Annotated in this window: 17 protein-coding genes and 1 pseudogene; 14 read left to right on the top strand and 4 right to left on the bottom strand. The window is 60.7% G+C overall.

What is annotated here, in order from left to right; translation table 11 throughout:
• The first annotated feature begins 20 nt into the window (after positions 1–20).
• Together ACA074_RS10920 and ACA074_RS10915 are read left to right on the top strand one after the other, a co-directional pair.
• The gene (locus ACA074_RS10920) at positions 21–686 is read left to right on the top strand and encodes a CoA transferase subunit B (RefSeq protein ID WP_221733818.1); all 666 of its coding nucleotides are present in this window, start codon (positions 21–23) and stop codon (positions 684–686) included.
• 11 nt (positions 687–697) lie between these two features.
• Positions 698–1879: an acetyl-CoA C-acetyltransferase gene (locus ACA074_RS10915; RefSeq protein ID WP_497678988.1), complete on the top strand. Its 1182-nt coding sequence runs from the start codon at positions 698–700 to the stop codon at positions 1877–1879.
• 84 nt (positions 1880–1963) lie between these two features.
• On the opposite strand, the gene cobF is transcribed toward ACA074_RS10915, so the two are convergent.
• The gene (gene cobF, locus ACA074_RS10910) at positions 1964–2725 is read right to left on the bottom strand and encodes a precorrin-6A synthase (deacetylating) (RefSeq protein WP_497678987.1); all 762 of its coding nucleotides are present in this window, start codon (positions 2723–2725) and stop codon (positions 1964–1966) included.
• Complete coding sequence (locus tag ACA074_RS10905; RefSeq protein WP_489879991.1) at positions 2725–3294, bottom strand: histidine phosphatase family protein; 570 nt, start codon at positions 3292–3294, stop codon at positions 2725–2727. The genes cobF and ACA074_RS10905 overlap by 1 nt, the downstream gene beginning before the upstream one ends.
• A gap of 330 nt (positions 3295–3624) precedes the next feature.
• Here ACA074_RS10905 and ACA074_RS10900 point away from each other — a divergent pair, with 330 nt between their 5' ends.
• The 8 genes from ACA074_RS10900 to ACA074_RS10865 all read left to right on the top strand — a co-directional run bounded on the left by ACA074_RS10900 (position 3625) and on the right by ACA074_RS10865 (position 12079).
• Positions 3625–4479: a MurR/RpiR family transcriptional regulator gene (locus tag ACA074_RS10900; RefSeq protein WP_187677072.1), complete on the top strand. Its 855-nt coding sequence runs from the start codon at positions 3625–3627 to the stop codon at positions 4477–4479.
• A 2-nt stretch (positions 4480–4481) separates the two neighbouring features.
• Positions 4482–5126, top strand: coding sequence for a cysteine hydrolase family protein (locus ACA074_RS10895; RefSeq protein WP_401269205.1), 645 nt, complete (start codon positions 4482–4484; stop codon positions 5124–5126).
• Positions 5123–6454 carry a type I glutamate--ammonia ligase gene (locus tag ACA074_RS10890; protein WP_497678986.1) on the top strand — a complete coding sequence of 444 codons (1332 nt, stop codon included), beginning with the start codon at positions 5123–5125 and terminating at the stop codon, positions 6452–6454. Before ACA074_RS10895 ends, ACA074_RS10890 begins: the two co-directional genes overlap by 4 nt.
• Entirely contained in the window at positions 6438–7190 is a 753-nt protein-coding gene (locus tag ACA074_RS10885) for an N-formylglutamate amidohydrolase (protein ID WP_497678985.1), read from the top strand. Before ACA074_RS10890 ends, ACA074_RS10885 begins: the two co-directional genes overlap by 17 nt.
• Positions 7191–7281: 91 nt before the next feature.
• Positions 7282–8631 carry an APC family permease gene (locus ACA074_RS10880; protein ID WP_497678984.1) on the top strand — a complete coding sequence of 450 codons (1350 nt, stop codon included), beginning with the start codon at positions 7282–7284 and terminating at the stop codon, positions 8629–8631.
• 117 nt (positions 8632–8748) lie between these two features.
• Complete coding sequence (locus ACA074_RS10875) at positions 8749–9765, top strand: arginine N-succinyltransferase (RefSeq protein ID WP_187677067.1); 1017 nt, start codon at positions 8749–8751, stop codon at positions 9763–9765.
• A gap of 61 nt (positions 9766–9826) precedes the next feature.
• Positions 9827–10861 carry an arginine N-succinyltransferase gene (gene astA, locus ACA074_RS10870; RefSeq protein ID WP_497678983.1) on the top strand — a complete coding sequence of 345 codons (1035 nt, stop codon included), beginning with the start codon at positions 9827–9829 and terminating at the stop codon, positions 10859–10861.
• Positions 10862–11209: 348 nt separating this feature from the next.
• Positions 11210–12079 carry an isocitrate lyase/PEP mutase family protein gene (locus tag ACA074_RS10865; protein ID WP_016774123.1) on the top strand — a complete coding sequence of 290 codons (870 nt, stop codon included), beginning with the start codon at positions 11210–11212 and terminating at the stop codon, positions 12077–12079.
• 444 nt (positions 12080–12523) lie between these two features.
• Here ACA074_RS10865 and ACA074_RS10860 read toward each other — a convergent pair.
• Both ACA074_RS10860 and ACA074_RS10855 read right to left on the bottom strand, forming a co-directional pair.
• A pseudogene (locus ACA074_RS10860) lies at positions 12524–13763 on the bottom strand (M20/M25/M40 family metallo-hydrolase).
• Positions 13764–13878: 115 nt separating this feature from the next.
• Positions 13879–14952 (bottom strand): diguanylate cyclase, encoded by a 1074-nt coding sequence (locus tag ACA074_RS10855; protein WP_497678982.1) that lies wholly within the window; start codon positions 14950–14952, stop codon positions 13879–13881.
• A 187-nt stretch (positions 14953–15139) separates the two neighbouring features.
• Between ACA074_RS10855 and ACA074_RS10850 the strand changes: the two genes are divergently transcribed.
• From ACA074_RS10850 to glcE, 4 genes are all read left to right on the top strand, one after another.
• Entirely contained in the window at positions 15140–16594 is a 1455-nt protein-coding gene (locus tag ACA074_RS10850; protein WP_497678981.1) for a flavin-containing monooxygenase, read from the top strand.
• Between the two features lie 21 nt (positions 16595–16615).
• The gene (locus tag ACA074_RS10845; protein WP_497617586.1) at positions 16616–17542 is read left to right on the top strand and encodes an alpha/beta fold hydrolase; all 927 of its coding nucleotides are present in this window, start codon (positions 16616–16618) and stop codon (positions 17540–17542) included.
• Between the two features lie 191 nt (positions 17543–17733).
• The gene (gene glcD / locus ACA074_RS10840) at positions 17734–19233 is read left to right on the top strand and encodes a glycolate oxidase subunit GlcD (RefSeq protein ID WP_497678980.1); all 1500 of its coding nucleotides are present in this window, start codon (positions 17734–17736) and stop codon (positions 19231–19233) included.
• Positions 19233–20282 carry a glycolate oxidase subunit GlcE gene (gene glcE / locus ACA074_RS10835; protein ID WP_187677059.1) on the top strand — a complete coding sequence of 350 codons (1050 nt, stop codon included), beginning with the start codon at positions 19233–19235 and terminating at the stop codon, positions 20280–20282. The genes glcD and glcE overlap by 1 nt, the downstream gene beginning before the upstream one ends.

Genomic DNA, 20282 nt, shown 5'->3' with positions numbered 1-20282 from the left:
GGCTGACGGAGAATAAAAACATGGCACTTTCCCGCGAACAAATGGCTCAGCGCGTCGCCCGCGAAATGCAGGACGGCTATTACGTGAACCTCGGTATCGGCATTCCGACCCTGGTCGCCAACTACATCCCCGAAGGCATGGAAGTCATGCTGCAATCGGAAAACGGCCTGCTCGGCATGGGTCCTTTTCCGACGGAAGAAACCATCGATGCCGACATGATCAACGCCGGCAAACAGACGGTGACCGCGCGCATTGGCGCGTCGATCTTCTCCTCCGCCGAATCCTTTGCGATGATCCGCGGCGGCCATGTCGACCTGACCGTGCTGGGCGCGTTTGAAGTGGACGTCGAAGGCAACATCGCCTCGTGGATGATCCCCGGCAAACTGGTCAAGGGCATGGGCGGCGCGATGGATCTGGTGGCTGGCGCAGACAACATCATCGTTATCATGACCCACGCATCCAAGGATGGTGAGTCCAAACTGTTATCCAAGTGCAGCCTGCCGCTGACCGGCGCCGGGTGCATCAAGCGTGTGCTGACCGACCTCGCCTATCTCGAAATCGAGAACGGCGCGTTCATTCTCAAAGAGCGCGCACCGGGCGTCAGCGTTGAAGAGATTGTGGCCAAAACCGCCGGCAAACTGATCGTGCCTGATCATGTACCGGAAATGCAGTTCGCTGCCCAGTGAGGAATTCGAAAATGCAAGACGTCGTCATTGTTGCCGCCACGCGTACCGCGATCGGCAGTTTCCAGGGTGCGCTGGCCTCGGTATCCGCAGTCGATCTGGGCGCGGCGGTGATCCGCCAGTTGCTCGAGCAGACCGGTCTGGACGGTGCTCAGGTCGATGAAGTGATCATGGGCCAGGTATTGACTGCCGGCGCCGGCCAGAACCCGGCGCGTCAGGCCGCAATCAAGGCTGGCCTGCCCCACGCCGTACCGGCCATGACCCTGAACAAGGTCTGCGGCTCGGGTCTGAAAGCCCTGCACCTCGGCGCTCAGGCGATCCGCTGCGGCGACGCTGACGTGATCATCGCCGGCGGCCAGGAAAACATGAGCCTGTCCAACTACGTGATGCCGGGTGCGCGCACCGGTCTGCGCATGGGTCACGCGCAAATCGTCGACACCATGATCAGCGACGGCCTGTGGGATGCGTTCAACGATTACCACATGGGTATCACTGCCGAGAATCTGGTCGACAAATACGACATCACCCGTGAACAGCAGGACACCTTCGCTGCTGCTTCACAGCAAAAAGCCGCGGCTGCCATCGAGGCCGGTCGCTTCGTCGATGAAATCACCCCGATCCTGATTCCGCAGCGCAAAGGCGACCCGGTTGCGTTCAAAGTTGACGAGCAACCGCGCGGCGCTACCACCGCGGAATCCCTGGCCAAACTGCGCCCGGCTTTCAAAAAGGATGGCAGTGTCACTGCCGGCAATGCTTCCTCGCTGAACGACGGCGCCGCCGCTGTGATCCTGATGAGCGCCGAGAAAGCCAAGGCGCTGGGCCTGCCAGTGCTGGCCACTATCGCCGCCTACGCCAACGCGGGCGTCGACCCGGCGATCATGGGCATCGGCCCGGTCTCGGCCACTCGTCGCTGCCTGGACAAGGCTGGCTGGTCGATTGACCAGCTCGATCTGATCGAAGCCAACGAAGCCTTCGCCGCACAATCGCTGGCCGTGGCCAAGGATCTGCAATGGGATCTGGACAAGGTCAACGTCAACGGTGGCGCTATCGCTTTGGGTCACCCGATCGGCGCGTCGGGCTGCCGGGTGCTGGTGACCCTGCTGCACGAAATGATCAAGCGTGATGCGAAAAAGGGTCTGGCGACCCTGTGCATCGGTGGTGGCCAAGGCGTCGCCCTGGCGCTGCAACGCGGATAAAGAGCAATACAGACAGCGAGCGGATCCACGACATCCGCCCGCTGTCTACCTGCTTACCTGCTTACCTACAGAGGATTGTGTCGTTCACGAATATGGCTTGCGCAGCAAATAAGTATCCATGATCCACCCATGCTCAGCCCGCGCAGCCTTGCGCACCCGCTCGATCTCATCCGCCACCTCCCCGATTTTGCCGCTGATCAGAATCTCATCCGGCGTGCCCAGATAGGCCCCCCAGTAAATCTCTGTCTGCGGATCAGCCACATGGTGGTAGGAATCTTCGGCGTCGAGCATCACCACCAGACTGTCGGCATCACTCACCTGCCCCGCCGCCAGACGCCGGCCTGTGGTGATTTCTATCGAGCGGCCAATCGTATTCAGCGGCACCTTGTGCTGCGCGGCCAACGCCTGAACGCTGGTAATCCCGGGGATCACCTCAAATTCGAAGGCACAGCGGCCTGACGCCAGAATCGCCTGGAGGATACGAATGGTGCTGTCGTACAACGCCGGATCGCCCCACACCAGAAAACCGCCGCACTCGCCGTCAGACATTTCGTCATTGATCAGCCGTTCGAAGGTTTGCTGTTTGGCGCGATTCAGATCATCGACGCTGGTGGTGTAGTCCACATCGCCACGCTCGCGCTCCGGGCTGTGGGCTTGGACGAAACGATACGTGGGATCCGTGATGTAGCGCTCACAGATTCCGCGACGCAGGTCGATCAGTTGGTCCTTGCTCGCGCCTTTATCCATCAGAAAAAAAACATCCACCCGATTCAGCGCTTTCACCGCCTGCATCGTGATGTAGTCCGGATTGCCGGCACCGATGCCGATCACCAGCAGTTGTTTCATCAGTGCGCTCCTGCAACGTCGAGACCGGGCAAGCGTAGCCGCCAGCGCCCCGTGAAGCGCAATTCGACAACCGATAACGGCTCGACATCAATGTCATGAAAGGCCGAACCGCGCATCATCTGCATCAGCGCGGCGCGGATGATGAACGGATGGGTGACCGCCACGACATGGCCCGGCGTAGCTTGCAAACTGACCAGCCACGCTGCCACCCGTTCACAAAGTTGCGCAACCGACTCACCACCGTGGGGCGTGGCGTGGGGATCTTCCAGCCAGGTGCGCAACGCTGCTTCCTGTGTGCTTTGCAGATCCTTGATCGATTGGCCGTGCCACTGTCCCCAATCACAATCGCGCAGCGCCTCATCGACTTGAGCATCCGCGCCAAACCACGCCGCCGTCTGCCGGGTGCGCAACTCCGGTCCGCAGATCAAACGCCGCGGAGGTTGGAAACGCGTAGCCAGCGCCTCAGAGGCCAAGCCAATATTTTCAACAGGCTCACTCGTAGGAAAACGCGCCAATTTTTGTGCGACGGTTCGTGCATGGCATATCAATGTCAAACGGCTGGTTTGCACAATCAATCACTCGGTCGAGGGACATCAAAATTCAACGGCGCATTGCCGATATGTTGGCCATTGTGCCGTAAACCGAGGCTTGCGGACTGGCCGATGCCGCGAAGTGTCACTCAGCGATTGTGAAAAAGCGGCGATATCTGACACCACAATGGGCAATGGACTACAAAACCTGTCGATCTCAATGTAGCCCCTGTTACACGGGCATCTCGCCCCATTTTAGGGCCTTTTCAACACGGCAAAAAAAACGCTAGACATGTAGCGTCCGTTACATAAATACTGTTTTAACGGATTGTGAAACGAATTCGACACACCCATCCAGCAGGAGCCAGGATGCCCCCTCTCAGAGATCTGATCACCGACCCCGGCCTCGACCTTACGCCGTCGGAGCGCAAAGTTGTTCGCGCCCTGCTTGATCAGTACCCACGCAATGGGCTGGGGCCCATGGCGCGACTGGCCGAACATGCCGGCGTCAGCGATCCGACCATCGTCAGGCTGGTGAAAAAACTCGGTTTCGGCGGTTATGCCGAATTCCAGGACGCCCTGCTCAGCGACATGGACCATCGCTTGCGCTCGCCGCGCACCCTGCTGCAGCCACGCGCGCAGCAGCAAAAGGATGACGCCTGGAGCCACTATCTGGGCGACAGCCACCGCCTGCTGGTTGAAACCCTATCGCTGACCCAACCCGAAGACGTGCGCATCCTCACCGACTGGCTGCTCGATGGCCGACATCAGGTGTACTGCTTCGGCGGCCGTTTCAGCAGCCTGATGGCGACTTACCTGCTCAATCACTTGCGCCTGCTGCGGCCCGGTTGCTTTGCACTGGAGGACAACGCGCAACTGCCCGATCGCCTGTTCGATCTGCAACGCCAGGACGTGGTGCTGGTGTTTGACTACCGCCGTTATCAAACCCAGGCCCTGCGCGTCGCCAGTGCCGCGAAAAACAGCAACGCGCGCGTGGTGCTGTTCACCGACATCTACGCCTCGCCGCTGCGCGAACTGGCTGATCTGATCATCAGCGCCCCGGTGGAATCGGCTTCGCCGTTCGACACCATGGTCCCGGCGCTGGCTCAGGTCGAAGCATTGATCGCCTGTCTGACCCTGCGCACTGAAAATCTGGCCGATCGCCTGGAAGGCATCGACGCCCTGCGCAACGACTTCAACACCCACCTGCTGGAGGATAAATAAGGATGTTCAGCCTTCCCCACCGCTCGCCGCGGGACTTGCCGTTTGTCACCGACCATACCGCGTTGCTGCTGGTCGACATGCAGCGTGCCTGGCTCGAACCGCAGTTCGACCCGCACCTGAACGGCCCGGACGGCGAGTATTTCCTGACCCGCGCGCACATGCAGGTGGTGCCCAATCAACGCCGGTTGCTCAGTGCCTTTCGTCAGGCGCGGCAGAACGTCCTGCACACCATTATCGAAAGCCTGACCGCTGATGGCCGCGACCGCTCGCTGGATCACAAGCTGTCAGACATGCACCTGCCCAAGGGCAGCGCGCAGGCGCGAATCATTGAAGACCTGACCCCGGTGGAAAACGAAATCGTCCTGCCGAAAACCTCGTCCGGGGTCTTCAACTCGACCAACATCGACTACGTGCTGCGCAACCTCGAAACCCGCCACCTGATCATCGCCGGCATCGTCACCGACCAATGCGTCGACATGGCCGTGCGCGACGCCGCCGACCGTGGCTATCTGGTGACGCTGGTCGAAGACGCCTGCGCCACCTACAACGAAGCCCGGCATCACGCCTGCCTGAATGCGATCAAGGGTTACTGCTGGATCACCGACACCGATACCGTGCTCGCTCGGTTGCAGGAGATGCAGCCATGAGCGCACGCCTGACGCCGCTGCCGATGACCACCATCGTCACCACCGACCTGATCGGCATCACCCGTGGCCGCTCGTTCCCCACCGATGAACTTGAGCATTACCAGGCCGCCGGTTGCGGCTGGGTTCCGGCCAACAGCGCGTTGACGCCCCAAGACATCATTGCCTCGACCAACCCGTGGGGCGCCTATGGTGACTTGCGCCTGATTCCCGATCTGAGCAGCCGCGTCACCGTCAGCAACGGGCCGGATGCCGATGCACCAGCGCTGGATTTCATTCACGGCGATATCCGCGAAACCGACGGCCGCCCATGGGGTGCCTGCCCGCGCACGTTGTTGCGTGATGAAATCGAGCGCTACCGCGACGCGTTGGGGTTGCAGGTCAACGCCGCGTTCGAACACGAATTCAACCTGCACGCAGGTTTTGCCGAACACCTGGCGTTTTCCCTCGAAGCGCAGCGTCAAGGTGCCGAATTCGGCGGCTGGCTGCTCGCCGCGCTGCGTGCCGGTGGCGTCGAGCCGGAAATGTTCCTGCCGGAATACGGCAAGCATCAATACGAAATCACCTGCCGCCCGACGCTTGGCGTAGCGGCGGCGGATCACGCGGTGAACGTGCGCGAGATTACCCGCGAGATTGCCCGGCAAATGGGCCTCGACCTGAGCTTCGCGCCGAAAACCGCCGAGAACGCGGTGTGCAACGGGGTACACCTGCACGTCAGCCTGCTTGATCTGGCCGGCCAGCCAATGCTCTACGACGCGGGCACCAGCAATGGTCTGTCGACCCTCGGCCAGCATTGGGCCGCGGGCATCCTGCATTACTTGCCCGCGCTGTGTGCGTTTACCGCGCCGACGCCGGTGTCGTACGAGCGCTTGCAGCCGCACCACTGGAGCGCGTCCTACGCCTGCCTGGGCCAGCAGAACCGTGAAGCGGCGCTGCGCATCTGCCCGACGGTGACGCTGGGCGGCAAATCCGTGGCCACGCAGTTCAACCTGGAATTCCGCGCCATGGACGCCACCGCCTCGCCGCACCTGGCCATGGCTGCGCTGCTGATCGCCGGACGCCTGGGCATCGAACAGCGTCTGGCGCTGAACGCGATCACCGATGAGATTCCCGACTCACTTAACGACGAGCAACGCACGGCGCGGGGCATCGTTGCCCTGCCCGCCTCGCTGGCCCAGGCACTGGATTGCCTGCGCAACAGTGGCGCCTTCAATGAATGGCTGCCCAAGCCGTTGCTCGATACTTACTACGCCCTGAAAACCGAGGAACTGGCGCTGACGGAACAGCTCTCGCCCGCTGACCTGTGTAAGCACTATGCACGCCTGTACTGAATCCGCCGAGCTGGGGTTGTACACCCGACCGGTCTACAACCTGAGCCGCGCTGACTCGACGCACCCGGTGATTCTGGTGTGCGAGCACGCCAGTCGCTACATCCCCGAGGCCCTGAACAACCTGGGTCTGGACGATGCCGCCGCGCGCGAGCACATCGCCTGGGACATCGGCGCGCTGCAACTGGCCGAGCAATTGTCGGAAACCCTCGGCGCGACGCTGTTGAGCGCCAACTATTCGCGGCTGCTGATTGATCTGAATCGACCACGGCATGCGCCTGACAGCATTCCGGCGCAGAGCGAGATTTACCAAGTGCCGGGCAACCGCGAGCTGGACGAAGCCACCCGAGAATACCGGCGCCAGACGCTGTTCAAGCCGTTTCACACACAGTTGCAGACGCTGATCGACGAACGCATCGCCAAGGGGCAACCGGTGCGGGTGGTCGGGATTCACAGTTTCACCCCGGTGTATTACGGCCAGCCGCGCCCGCTGGAAATCGGCGTGTTGTTCGGTCAGGCCAAGGCGTATGCCCAACGGCTGCTCGACGGCCTCGAAGAGCTTCCGCTGAAAGTCGCGGGCAACCAGCCGTACAAGATAGATCCGCTGGGCGACATGACCGTGCCGGTGCACGGTGACGCCCGGGGCCTGGAGTCGGTGTTGATCGAGGTGCGCAACGACTTGCTGCAAAGCCCGGAAGCCGCCTCGCGCTGGGCTGGATACCTCGCACCATTGCTGTAAGGAAAGACGCCTGTAAAGACTGCTGATGCTGTAACGGATTACCGATAGAAGAACTAAAAGACAATCGATGGCTGACAAGGAGTTGCGCTTCATGGAAATTGAAGAATTCGGCTACAAGCAAGAGTTGAAACGTAGCCTCACGCTCACGGATCTGGTGGTGTACGGGATGATCTTCATGATCCCCATCGCCCCGTTCGGCGTGTATGGCTACGTGAATGCCGAGGCACCGGGATTGGTGCCGCTGGCGTACATCATCGGCATGGTGGCGATGCTGTTCACGGCGTTGAGCTACGGCAGCATGGCCAAAGCTTTTCCGATCGCAGGCTCGGTGTATTCCTACGCGCAACGCGGCCTCAATCAACACGTCGGCTTCATCGCCGGTTGGCTGATGCTGCTCGATTACCTGCTGATACCACCGCTGCTGTATGTGTATGCGGCGATGGCGCTCAACCATTTGTATCCGGACATTCCGAAAGTCGGCTTCATTCTGGCGTTCCTCGTCAGCGCGACTTTCGTCAACCTGCGCGGCATCACCTTCACCGCGCGGATGAACATCATTTTCCTGCTGGCGCAACTGGTGGTGCTGGGCATCTTCCTGTTCTACGCCTGGAACGCCCTGCACAACGGTGGCGGTAACGGCGAGCTGACTCTGGCGCCGCTGTATCACCCGGAAACCTTCAATTTCGCCCTGTTGATGCAAGCGGTGTCGATTGCGGTGCTGTCGTTCCTCGGCTTCGACGCGATTTCCACCCTCGCCGAAGAGATCAAGGGCGACCCGGGCCGCAGCGTCGGCAAAGCCGCTCTGATCACCTTGATGGTGATGGGTGTGATCTTCGTTGCGCAGACCTGGATTGCTACTGATCTGGCAGCGGGCATGGGCTTCAAATCCGCCGACACCGCGTTCTATGAAATTGCCGAAATCGCCGCTGGCAGTTGGCTGGCGACCCTGACCGCTGTAGCGACTGCGCTGGCCTGGGGCGTGGCGGTGGCAATCACTTCGCAAGCCGCTGTCTCGCGCCTGCTGTTCGGCATGGCCCGCGACGGCAAGTTGCCGAAAGTGCTGGCCAAAGTGCATCCGAAACACAACACGCCGTACCTGAGCATTTATCTGGTGGCGGTGCTGTCGCTGGTGATCTGCTACCTGTTTATCAACTCGGTCGACACCCTGACCTCGCTGGTGAACTTCGGCGCGCTAAGCGGCTTCATGCTGCTGCACCTGACCGTGATCAACTACTACTGGCGTCGGCAAAAATCCGGTCAGGTCGTGCGCCATCTGATCTGCCCGGTGATCGGCTTCATCATCGTCGCGGCCATCATGTACAACATGGGCGTCGATGCGCAAAAACTCGGCCTGATCTGGATTGGTCTGGGCCTGGTGTACCTGTTTTTCCTCAACAAGTTCGGCGCCAGTACCGCGCTGCCTGACCCGAGCAACGGCTGACAAGAAAAAGAGCGGCGTCTGACAACAAATCAGGCGACCGCCGCTTTAACGCGTGGAAACCGACAGTGATAGTCAGGTTCGGTGATTCGCCGAACCTTTTGATACAGGAGTACATCCATGCTGGTCTTACGCCCAGTCGAGCAGAATGACCTGCCCCAGCTCCAACAATTGGCCCGCGACAGCCTGGTGGGCGTGACCTCCCTACCGGACGACAGCGAGCGTTTGCGCGAGAAAATCGCTGGCTCCTGTGCCTCGTTTGACAGCGAAGCCGCGGCCCACGGCCCGGAGAACTATTTCTTCGTGCTGGAAGATTCCGACAGTCAGCGGCTGGTCGGTTGTTCGGAGATCCTCGCCAAGGCGGGTTTTGGCGAGCCGTTCTACAGCCTGCGCAATCGCCATTTCACCAGTGCCTCGCGGGAGCTGAATATCGAGCACGGCGTGCCGGCGCTTTCGTTGTGCCACGACCTGAACGATCACACCCTGTTGCGTGGTTTCCACATCGACGCAGCGCTGGTGCGAACGCCGTTTTCCGAATTGCTCTCGCGGGCGCGCCTGCTGTTCATCGCGGCCCATGCGCAGCGCTTCGCCGAAGCAGTGATTACCGAAATCGTCGGTTACAGCGACGAGAACGGTCATTCGCCGTTCTGGGATGCGCTGGGCAAACACTTCTTCGACCTGCCCTACGCCGAGGCCGAGCGCCTGTGCGGGTTGCAGAGCCGCGCGTTCCTCGCCGAACTGATGCCGCAATACCCGATCTACGTGCCGATGCTGCCGCAAGCGGCGCAGGACTGTATCGGCCGTATACACCCGGATGGCCAGGAAGCCTTCGACATTCTTGAGCGCGAAGGCTTCGAAACCAACAGCTACATTGACTTGTTCGACGCTGGCCCGACGTTGTACGCACGCACCGCGAACATCCGTTCAGTCGCTCAAAGCCGGACCGCACAGGCGCAGCAACAATCGCACATTGATGCACGCAGCCGTTATCTGCTGAGCAACGATGCGCTGCATGGCTTCCGGGCCATCGTCGCCGAACTTGATTACCACCCCGATCAACCGCTGTCCCTCACCCCTGCAATGTGTGCGGCGCTGAACGTGACCGATGACAGCCCGATCCGGCTGATTGCCCTGTGAACCGCGCCCGGTTCCGCACCCAACGACAGTGCCCGAACAGGCGCGAAGAAGGAGTTACAGCATGATTGTCCGCCCGGTTAAAGTCAGCGACCTGCCCGCGTTGATGACGCTGGTACAGCAGGCAGGCCCGGGGTTCACCACCCTGCCGGCCAACGAAGATCGCCTGTCCCACCGGGTACGCTGGGCGCAACGGGCGTTCGCCGAGCAGGTGGAACGTGCCGATGCCGACTATCTGTTTGTGCTCGAAGACGATGACATGCGCGTGGTGGGTGTCAGCGCAATGGCCGGCGCGGTTGGTTTGCGCGAGCCCTGGTACAACTATCGGGTCGGGCTGACGGTGAGTTCGGCCCCGGACCTGGGCATTCAACGGCAGATCCCGACGCTGTTCCTCAATAACGAACTGACCGGCCAATCGGAGTTGTGCTCGTTGTTTCTGGGCCATGACCATCGCCACGGCAGCAACGGCCGCTTGTTGTCGTTGGGGCGTTTGCTGTTCGTCGCTGAGTTCCCTCATCTGTTTGGCGAGAAGATGATCGCCGAACTGCGCGGCAGTGCCGATGAGCTGGGTTGCTCGCCGTTCTGGGACAGTCTGGGCCGACACTTCTTCCAGATGGACTTCAGTCACGCCGATCACCTGTCGGGGCTGGGCAACAAATCGTTCATCGCCGAATTGATGCCGCGCCAGCCGTTGTACACCTGCCTGCTCACCGAACAGGCGCAAGCCGCCATCGGTCAGGCGCACCCCAATACCGAACCGGCGCTGAAAATCCTCCAGGCCGAGGGTTTCACCCACAAAGGCTATATCGACATTTTCGACGGTGGGCCGGTGATCGAAGCGCCAATCCGCAATATTCGCACGGTGCGCGACAGCCTTGAGTTGGCCCTGAGCCTCGGCACCCCGGACGAACAGGCGCCGCTGTGGCTGATCCATAACCGCCGCCTGGAAAACTGCCGCATCACCGTCGCCCGCGCTCGCCGAGTTGGCAGCAGCTTGGTGATCGACCGCCTCACGGCCAAGCGCCTGCAACTGCAGCCGGGCAATTCGGTGCGGGCGGTGATGTTGCCCAATCAACAGCAGCAGGCCGTGGCTGCCTGATCCCCCCTATATGGAGGAGATCCAACTGTGGCGAGGGGATTTATCCCCGATGGGCTGCGAAGCGGACCCAAAAAAAGCCAACACCGCTTCCTTTCAGGCATACCGCATGCACCGGTTTTGCGACTGCTGCGCAGCCGATCGGGGATAAATCCCCTCGCCACAGTCGGGTCCTCTTAGACAGGCAAACCCTTCATTACAGGTTAATCCTTTCAGCACTTTATTCATCATCAACCTCTACCCTCGCAAATTCGTCATGATCATTGACCCATTCGCGTGATAGCCTTTTCATTCTTCGGCGTTGACACCTTTGCTCAAGCCGTTCCATTCCTTTGTATTGGTGGAACTCGTATGACCAGGCTTTCCCATCAAGATTTGCGCCGTAACTTCCGTCAGCTGCTGGCCTCCGACACCTGCTACCACACGGCCTCGGTGTTCGACCCGATGTCCGCCCGCATTGCCGCGGACCTGGGTTTTGAAGTGGGGATTCTCGGTGGTTCCGTGGCCTCGTTGCAGGTATTGGGCGCGCCGGACTTTGCCCTGATCACCCTCAGCGAGTTCGCCGAACAGGCCACCCGCATCGGCCGTGTCGCCCAATTACCGGTGATCGCCGACGCCGACCACGGCTACGGCAACGCCCTCAACGTGATGCGCACCATCGTCGAACTGGAACGCGCCGGCGTCGCCGCCCTGACCATCGAAGACACCTTGCTGCCCGCCCAATTTGGCCGTAAATCCACTGACCTGATCACGGTTGCCGAAGGCGTCGGCAAGATCCGCGCAGCGCTGGAAGCCAGGGTCGACACGGAAATGGCGATCATCGCCCGCACCAACGCCGGCATCCTGCCGAACCAGGAAATCATCAGCCGCACCCGCCAGTATCAGGCTGCCGGCGCCGATGGCATTTGCATGGTTGGCGTGCAGGACTTCGATCAGTTGGAGCAGATTGCAGAACATCTGACCGTGCCGCTGATGCTGGTGACCTACGGCAACCCGGCACTGCGCGACGACAAACGTCTGGCCGAACTGGGCGTGCGCGTGACCATCGACGGCCATGGCGCGTACTTCGCGGCGATCAAGGCAACCTACGACAGCCTGCGCGAACAGCGGCAGATCTTTACCCAGGCTTCGGACTTGAGCGCGACCGAATTGACGCATACCTATACCCAGCCGGAGGAATACATTCTCTGGGCCAAGGAATATATGAGCGTAAAGGAGTGATGTGTTGGCCGCACCGGCCTCTTCGCGAGCAGGCTCGCTCCCACATTTGATCTGTGTCGAACACAAATTCTGTGCTCACTACAATCCACTGTGGGAGCGAGCCTGCTCGCGAAGGCATCTGCCGCTACACCGCTAAATCGGGGTTTTGTAAGCCTCCTCCCGCTGCATCGCCCTGGCCTGAATCACATTCAAAATCGCACACCCTTCGCGCATCAACAGATGGGGAGGACGTGGCATTACTTGGTCGGTCATAGAATTCACTCCAAATGTGTCAGGTTCTGTATTCGACCGGCCACGATCGTCGCGGAGTTGAAGCCCCTGTAGGAGCTGCCGAAGGCTGCGATCTTTTGATTTTCCCCCTGAAGATCAAAAGATCGCAGCCTCGTTTCACTCGACAGTTCCTACAGGACGGGGGGTTACGCTATGAATAACGACAAACTCCCGTCACTGCCCCTTGGACAACTCCATAATCATCCGCGACAACAGATATATCCGCGGCGCCACACTCGCCACCTCCGCATATTCCTCCGGCGTATGAATATTGCCGCCAACAATCCCGAAGCCATCCAGCGTCGGCGTGCCAACCCCGGCCGACAGACTCGCATCCGCCGCGCCACCGCTGCCCTCCTCGGTCAATTTGCGGCCGATTTCGCCGTAAATCCCCTGCGCCATGGCCATCAGACGATCTGACTCGGCCGTCTGCGGCATCGGCGGTAGACCCCGCTGCAAACTAGTGGTCACCACGGTGTCAGGAATCAGCTTGTCCTGCGACACCCGCGCCAGATCCTTCTCGATCCGGTCGAACTCCTCCGGCACCGCCGCACGCACGTCAGCCTTGGCCGTGGCTTGATCCGGAATCACGTTGGTGCGGTCGCCGGCCTTGAGCACGGTGAAGTTGATGGTGGTTTTCTTCGCCTCATCACCCAGCTTGCCCAATTGCAGAATCTGGTGCGCCGCTTCCATCGCCGCGTTGCGCCCCAATTCCGGCGCGACCCCGGCATGCGCCGCTTTGCCCTTGACCTCGACCACCGCCGTCGCGCTGCCCTTGCGCCACACCACCAGGCCATCGGCCGGACGACCCGGCTCAAGATTGAGCGTCACGTCATGCAGTTTGGCGGTTTTCTTGATCAGGTCGGTGGCGACGTCCGAGCCGGTTTCTTCGCTAGCGTCGAGCAGGAAGGTGATTTGCGCATAGTCCTTGAAGTCGAGGTTTTTCAGGATTGTCAGTGCATAGATCCCGGCGACGATGCCGCCCTTGTCGTCCATCACCCCCGGGGCCGTAGGCGCGTCCGTCCTTGATGTGGAATGGCCGCTCGGCCGCCGAACCTTCCTTGAACACCGTGTCCATGTGCGCCATCAGCAGGATTTTCGCCTTGCCGGTGCCCTTGAACGTGGCCAGTACGTGGTTGGTTTTTTCCGGGGTGTTGGGTATCAGTTCGAGGGTGGCGCCGAGCTTTTTCAGCTCATCAATGACGATCTCGCTGACTTGCTTGAGGCCCGGCTCATAACCGGAGCCTGTATCGATATTAACCAGGCGTTCCAGCAGTTTCAGGGCTTCGGGCTGGTATTGCTCAGCATTGGCGAGGACTTGTTTATGCGGTTCGGCATTGGCGGTAGCGGCAGAGAAAGCGAGCGTCAGGCCGAGGCTGGCGGCCAGCAGGGAGCGGGAAAATGAGAACGTCATGAATCGATCCTTGTTTCGCGTCGGGAGGGACTTGAACCGTACCTGACATTGACGCGAGGCTCTATCCCGGATGCGACACCGATTGAACCGGTTCACACAGGTGATATACGGGGAGTCAGACCGAGTCGAGTACCGGCTGCTTGGGCAGGTTGTCGCAATTGCAGATAACCCGGTTGCGCCCACTGGCCTTGGCCTCGTACAACGCCTGATCCGCATCATTGAGCCAACGCGTCGCATCGGCATGGGCCGGGTCGTACTCCGCCAGTCCGATGCTCAAGCTGACCTTCAGCGCCGGGTTCTGCTCATAGCCCAGCGTGGCGAAGCGCTCGCGCAACGCTTCCATGGCTTGTGCGGCATGGAACAGCGGCAACTCCGGGAGGATCACGCAGAATTCATCGCCCCCATATCGCCCCGCGATGTCGGTGGCACGCAGGTTCTGCTTGAGCAGTTTGCTCAGTTGCCGCAGCACGATGTCGCCGGCCACATGGCCGTAGGTGTCATTGATCGCCTTGAAATGATCGATGTCGATCAATGCAATCGCCGCCCCCTGTTTCTGCCGTTTGCAGCGCTGAAAGGCGATTTCCAGTTGATCCTTCCAGGCACCGTGGTTGAGCAGCCCGGAGAGGCTGTCGGTGCGGCTAAGCGCGAGCAATTCACGTTTATGCAGCCCCAGCGTGTAGGCCTGACGAAAGCAGATCCAGCCCAGCGCCAGCGGATAGAGCATCAGCAACGGCAGGCAGGCATACAGTTGCAAGGGTGAGGTTTGCGGAATGAAGGCTGGGGCAAAGACCACCAGCCCTACGCCAACCCCAAGGAGCTGCGCCGCAGAACCGGCCAGCAGAAAGCGCACACCGCCGATGGCCACGTTATTCATCGCCATCATCGAGATGGTCGTGGCGCTGGGCAGTGGATTGAACTGCATGGCGGCGACCCAAAAACCGCCGAGAAAGGCGTCGATCAATAGATTTCGGTGTTCGCCATGGTAAGGCACGCTTGAACGGCGCGCCCATTGAAAGGCCAAATGCGGCCAGACCAGGCCGTTGATCAGCATCAGCGCCCATACCCACAGCGGTGGATCGAGCGGGTACATCGCCACGCTCACGCAAAGAAGCCCCAGGACCAGACCGAGGGTTCGCGATGTGTAGAGCCTCCTGGCCAATGAAAGTCCCTTCCCTCCCGTGTTTCCCATAGGGGCCTCGATCACTCGACGGAACTTGCACACCGTCAGACGGACTTGCTTGGAGTCTAACAGGGCGACGTTAAATAGCCATCACCGGCTAGCGGGCTCAACGGGCGCTGATCCGCCGGGCACAGTGCAAATATTTGGCTATACATGAAAGGAGGAAAACGGAAAAACAACTATAAGAAGGAGGCCCATGCAGACTTACCAAGTGTTGATCATCGGTAGCGGTTTTGGCGGCCAGTGTGCGGCGGTCAACCTGCTCAAGGCCGGGATCGACGATTTTCGTATGCTGGAACGGCGCGACTTCTTCGGTGGCACCTGGTGCCAGAACACTTACCCCGGCGCGGCGGTGGACGTGCCGTCGCCGCTGTATTCGCTGTCATTCGCGCCGTACCGCTGGTCGCAGATGTTTGCCGAGCAGGCGGAACTGCACCGTTACACCGAGCATGTGATCGACCAGTTCGGTCTACGTGATCGGGTGGAACTGCAGGCCAATGTCGAGCGCGTCGAGTGGGACGAGGCTGAAAAACGCTGGGCCGTCCACACCGCGACCAAGGGCACCTTCTACGCGCAGTTCATGATCAATGCCACCGGGCCGTTGAGCCAACCGGTGATCCCACACTTCCCGGGGCAGGAGCGCTTTCAGGGCAAGACTTTTCACACAAACCATTGGGATCACAGCTACGACTACCGCGGCAAACGCGTGGCCATCGTCGGCAGCGGCGCCAGCGCGGCGCAGGTGATCCCGGCGATTGCGCCGAAGGTCGAGCAGTTGCATGTATTCCAGCGCACACCGCATTGGGTGTTGCCTCGCGCTGATCGCGTGTTCGGGCCGTTTCAGCGTTGGCTGTTGGGCTTGAAACCGGCCTACAAGCTATTGCGCTGGCTGATCTACTGGCAGTTCGAAACCCGGGTAATTGCCTTCAAATACTCGAAGCCGGCGATTCACCTGGTGCAGAAGCAGGCATTGCGCTTTCTCAAGCGCCAGGTGCCCGATCCGTTACTTCAGCAAAAACTCATCCCGGATTTCACCATCGGCTGCAAACGGGTGCTGGTTTCCAGTACTTACTACCCGGCGCTGACTCGGCCTAACGTCACCTTGCGCAGTCGCGAACAAGGCATCGCCTCCATCGACGAAAGCGGGATCAACACCCAGGACGGTCAGCACATCGATGTTGATCTGATCGTCTGGTCGACCGGTTACGACGCCACCGATGGCGTTATTTCCTACCCGGTCAGCGGAAAAAACGCCGTGCAACTCAGAGAGGTCTGGGCCGAATACCCCCGCGCCTACCTCGGCACCAGCCTGCCGGACTTTCCCAACCTGTTTATCGTCACCGGCCCCAATACGGGCATTGGCCACACATCGGCGCTGTTCATCATCGAATCGCAGATGAACTACATCCTCGACTGCATCCGCACCGTGCAGGCCAGAGGCCTGCGCAGCATCGAAGTACGTCCCGAGGCAGAACGTACCTACACTGAGATGATCCACCGGGAGATGGAGCGCACGGTCTGGAAGTCCGGCGGCTGCCACAGTTGGTACCAAAGCAAGAGCGGTCATGTGATCGCTATGTTTCCCGGCTTCAGTTTCAGCTATTACCGCTTGACCCGGGCGCTGAAACCGGCCGATCACATTCTGTCCTGACTACGTAAAAGGAAGACGTCGATGCTTTTGCTGTTTGTCGCCCTCGCAGTGTTCGTGGCCTGGAGTTGGTTGAGTTACCCGGCGGTCGGCCATTGGCTGTATGACCTGAACATGGCCACCGAAGCCAAGTTGTACAAGCTGCACAAGATCGAAGTGCCGATCGCTGAGATGACCGTCTCGACCTGGCAAGGTGGGCCGTACGAAGCTGCCAGCGCGATCCTGATGCTGCACGGTTACAGCGCCGACAAGAACCTGTGGCTGCGCTTCTCGCGGCATTTCGTGCGCCAGTATCGAGTGATCATTCCGGATCTGGCCGGCCACGGTGAAACCGGCTTCAAGGCCGGCGGCGGCTACGATATCCCGCTGCAGGCCAAGCGCATGATCCAGTTGCTCGACGTTTGCGGCGTGGAGAAAGTCCATGTGATCGGCAACTCCATGGGCGGCTACATTGCGGCGTGGTTGGCGGCGACGTATCCGGACCGGATTGCCTCGGTAGCGCTGATTGATCCGGCCGGCGTCACGGCGCCGGAGGTCAGTGACATGGAGCGGCATCTGGCCCGTGGGCATAACCCGTTTCTGATCAATTCCCGAGAGGAATTCCAGCAGTTTTATGCCATGACCATGGCTTCGCCGCCTTGGGTGCCGAAGCTGGTACTGGACGCCATCGCCCAGCGCTACGAACGGCAACGCGATGAACTGGAAGAGATCTTCCGCGATTTCCGCGCCAGCCCGCCGATGGAGCCGAAACTGGCCGATATCAAATGTCCGGCGCTGCTGCTGTGGGGTCGCAAGGATCGGCTGATCGACGTCAGCAGCGTACCGATCTGGAGCAAAGGCATCGTCAATTTGCAGGTGGATGTGTGGGACGGCGTCGGGCATATGCCGATGGTCGAACAGCCGGTTAATACCGCGCGGTTGTACCGGGAGTTTCTGGAAACCCAGCGATGAACGTCCGGAAGAACGCGATCCCTGTGGCGAGGGGATTTATCCCCGATGGGCTGCGCAGCGGCACCCGTCTTGGCATTGAGTTGGTTCAGGACAGATCGCATTCACTGGGTTGGGTCTGCTACGCAGCCCATCGGGGATAAATCCCCTCGCCACAGGAAAGTATTTCTACCCATAAGACGGTGGGTTTTGCGATGAACATTTTGTATGACGAACGCCTCGACGGTTCGCTGCCTGACGTGAACAAGGCCGGGCTGCTCAAGGCCTTGCAGCAAGCCGTGCCCGACCTCGACATTCTGTGGCGTGAAGACGAACTCAAACCCTACGAATGCGACGGTCTGTCGGCTTACCGCACGACGCCCATGCTGGTTGCCCTGCCCCGTCGGCTCGATCAGGTGCAGACCCTGCTCAAACTCTGCCATCAACAGAACGTTCCGGTGGTCGCTCGTGGCGCGGGCACCGGTTTGTCCGGCGGTGCCTTGCCGCTGGAAAAAGGCTTGCTGCTGGTGATGGCGCGTTTCAACAACATCCTGCACATCGACCCGGATGCGCGCACCGCACAGGTTCAGCCGGGCGTACGCAATCTGGCAATCTCCCAGGCCGCCGCACCGTTCGGCCTGTATTACGCGCCGGACCCGTCGTCACAGATCGCCTGTTCGATCGGCGGCAATGTCGCCGAAAACGCCGGGGGCGTGCATTGCCTCAAGTACGGTCTGACCGTACACAACCTGCTGAAAATCGAAGTGCTGACCATCGAAGGCGAACGCCTGACGTTGGGCTCCGACGCCCTCGATTCAGCGGGGTTCGACCTGCTCGCGCTGTTCACTGGTTCCGAAGGTTTGCTGGGGATCATCACCGAAGTCACGGTCAAACTGCTGCCCAAACCCCAAGTCGCCAAGGTGCTGCTGGCCAGTTTCGATTCCGTGGAAAAGGCCGGGCGCGCGGTGGCGGAAATTATTGCGGCAGGGATTATTCCCGGTGGCCTGGAAATGATGGACAACCTGGCCATCCGCGCCGCTGAAGATTTCATTCACGCCGGTTACCCGGTCGACGCCGAAGCCATCCTGTTGTGCGAACTCGATGGCGTCGAAGCCGATGTCCATGACGACTGCCTGCGGGTGCGCGCCGTCATGACCGAGGCCGGCGCGACCGAAGTACGCCAGGCCCGTGATGAAGCCGAACGCGTGCGCTTCTGGGCAGGGCGCAAAAACGCCTTCCCGGCCATCGGCCGATTGTCGCCGGACTACTACTGCATGGACGGCACCATCCCGCGCCGCGAATTGCCCGGCGTGTTGCAAGGCATTGCGCGCCTCGGCGAGGAGTACAACTTGCGTGTGGCCAACGTGTTCCATGCCGGCGACGGCAACATGCACCCGCTGATCCTGTTCGACGCCAACCAACCCGGCGAACTGCACCGCGCCGAAGCGCTGGGCGGCAAGATCCTCGAATTGTGCGTGCAGGTCGGCGGCAGCATTACCGGCGAACACGGGGTCGGCCGCGAGAAAATCAATCAGATGTGCGCGCAGTTCAATAACGACGAACTGCGCCTGTTTCACGCGGTAAAAGCCGCGTTCGACCCGAAGGGCCTGCTCAACCCCGGCAAGAACATCCCGACCCTGCACCGCTGCGCCGAATTCGGTGCGATGCACATTCATGCCGGGCAACTGCCATTCCCTGAGCTGGAGCGCTTCTGATGGCCGATTTCGATGCCAGCAGCGCCCTGCTCGATCAGGTCAACGAGGCGCGGGCCAATGCCACGCCGCTGAAGATCCAGGGCGGCAACAGCAAGGCGTTTCTAGGGCGCGAAGTGGCCGGTGAAGTGCTGGATACTCGCGCGCACCGTGGCATCGTTCGTTATGACCCGACCGAGTTGGTAGTCAGCGTGCGTGCCGGCACGCCGTTGTCCGAGTTGCTCGCCGCGCTGGACGCTGCCGGGCAAATGTTGCCGTGCGAACCGCCCGCGTTCGGCGACGGCGCCACGGTCGGCGGCATGATCGCCACCGGGTTGTCCGGGCCACGGCGGCCATGGTCAGGCTCGGTGCGGGATTTCGTCCTCGGCACAAGGGTGATCACCGGTCTCGGCCAACACCTGCGCTTCGGCGGTGAAGTGATGAAAAACGTCGCTGGTTATGACCTGTCGCGGCTGATGGCCGGTAGTTACGGCTGCCTCGGCGTGCTGACTGAAGTCTCGCTGAAAGTCCTGCCCAAACCCCGTCAGTGCCTGAGCATCCGCCTCGATATCGACTGCACCCGCGCCTTGGCCAATCTCGCCGAATGGGGCCAGCAACCGCTGCCGATCAGCGCCGCGTGTCACGATGGCGACAGTCTTTACCTGCGCCTTGAGGGCGGCGAAGGCTCTGTGACGGCGGCGCATCAACGTTTGGGCGGTGAACCGCTGGACTCGGTGTTCTGGCGGGATTTGAACGAACAACGTTTGCCGTTTTTCGACGAAGGCCTGCCGCTTTGGCGCCTGTCACTGCCCAATAACCTCGGCCCACTGGACTTGCCAGGCGAGCAATTGATCGACTGGGCCGGCGCGCAACGCTGGCTTAAATCCGACAAACCGCACATTCATATCCACGCTCAGGAACTCGGCGGCCACGCCACGTGCTTCACTCACGGCGCCAGTGACTCGCCGTTCCAGCCGCTGGACTGGACCCTGCTGCGCTATCACCGGCAACTCAAGGCGCAACTCGACCCGCAAGGGCTGTTCAACCCAGGCCGGATGTACGCGGAGTTCTAG

It is taken from the genome of Pseudomonas sp. LBUM1655, from assembly GCF_059716085.1.
Note: the sequence above shows the minus strand (reverse complement) of the source record. Positions and strands in the feature narration are given on the sequence as shown.

What these genes read in the sequence shown, in the direction of transcription:
- glcD (WP_497678980.1), top strand. Translation starts at nt 17,734, where the DNA reads ATGAACATTTTGTATGACGAACGCCTCGACGGTTCGCTGCCTGACGTG.
- ACA074_RS10850 (WP_497678981.1), top strand. Translation starts at nt 15,140, where the DNA reads ATGCAGACTTACCAAGTGTTGATCATCGGTAGCGGTTTTGGCGGCCAG.
- ACA074_RS10895 (WP_401269205.1), top strand. Translation starts at nt 4,482, where the DNA reads ATGTTCAGCCTTCCCCACCGCTCGCCGCGGGACTTGCCGTTTGTCACC.
- ACA074_RS10880 (WP_497678984.1), top strand. Translation starts at nt 7,282, where the DNA reads ATGGAAATTGAAGAATTCGGCTACAAGCAAGAGTTGAAACGTAGCCTC.
- ACA074_RS10885 (WP_497678985.1), top strand. Translation starts at nt 6,438, where the DNA reads ATGCACGCCTGTACTGAATCCGCCGAGCTGGGGTTGTACACCCGACCG.
- ACA074_RS10845 (WP_497617586.1), top strand. Translation starts at nt 16,616, where the DNA reads ATGCTTTTGCTGTTTGTCGCCCTCGCAGTGTTCGTGGCCTGGAGTTGG.
- ACA074_RS10900 (WP_187677072.1), top strand. Translation starts at nt 3,625, where the DNA reads ATGCCCCCTCTCAGAGATCTGATCACCGACCCCGGCCTCGACCTTACG.
- cobF (WP_497678987.1), bottom strand. Translation starts at nt 2,725, where the DNA reads ATGAAACAACTGCTGGTGATCGGCATCGGTGCCGGCAATCCGGACTAC.
- ACA074_RS10875 (WP_187677067.1), top strand. Translation starts at nt 8,749, where the DNA reads ATGCTGGTCTTACGCCCAGTCGAGCAGAATGACCTGCCCCAGCTCCAA.
- ACA074_RS10920 (WP_221733818.1), top strand. Translation starts at nt 21, where the DNA reads ATGGCACTTTCCCGCGAACAAATGGCTCAGCGCGTCGCCCGCGAAATG.
- ACA074_RS10890 (WP_497678986.1), top strand. Translation starts at nt 5,123, where the DNA reads ATGAGCGCACGCCTGACGCCGCTGCCGATGACCACCATCGTCACCACC.
- ACA074_RS10855 (WP_497678982.1), bottom strand. Translation starts at nt 14,952, where the DNA reads ATGGGAAACACGGGAGGGAAGGGACTTTCATTGGCCAGGAGGCTCTAC.
- ACA074_RS10915 (WP_497678988.1), top strand. Translation starts at nt 698, where the DNA reads ATGCAAGACGTCGTCATTGTTGCCGCCACGCGTACCGCGATCGGCAGT.
- astA (WP_497678983.1), top strand. Translation starts at nt 9,827, where the DNA reads ATGATTGTCCGCCCGGTTAAAGTCAGCGACCTGCCCGCGTTGATGACG.
- glcE (WP_187677059.1), top strand. Translation starts at nt 19,233, where the DNA reads ATGGCCGATTTCGATGCCAGCAGCGCCCTGCTCGATCAGGTCAACGAG.
- ACA074_RS10865 (WP_016774123.1), top strand. Translation starts at nt 11,210, where the DNA reads ATGACCAGGCTTTCCCATCAAGATTTGCGCCGTAACTTCCGTCAGCTG.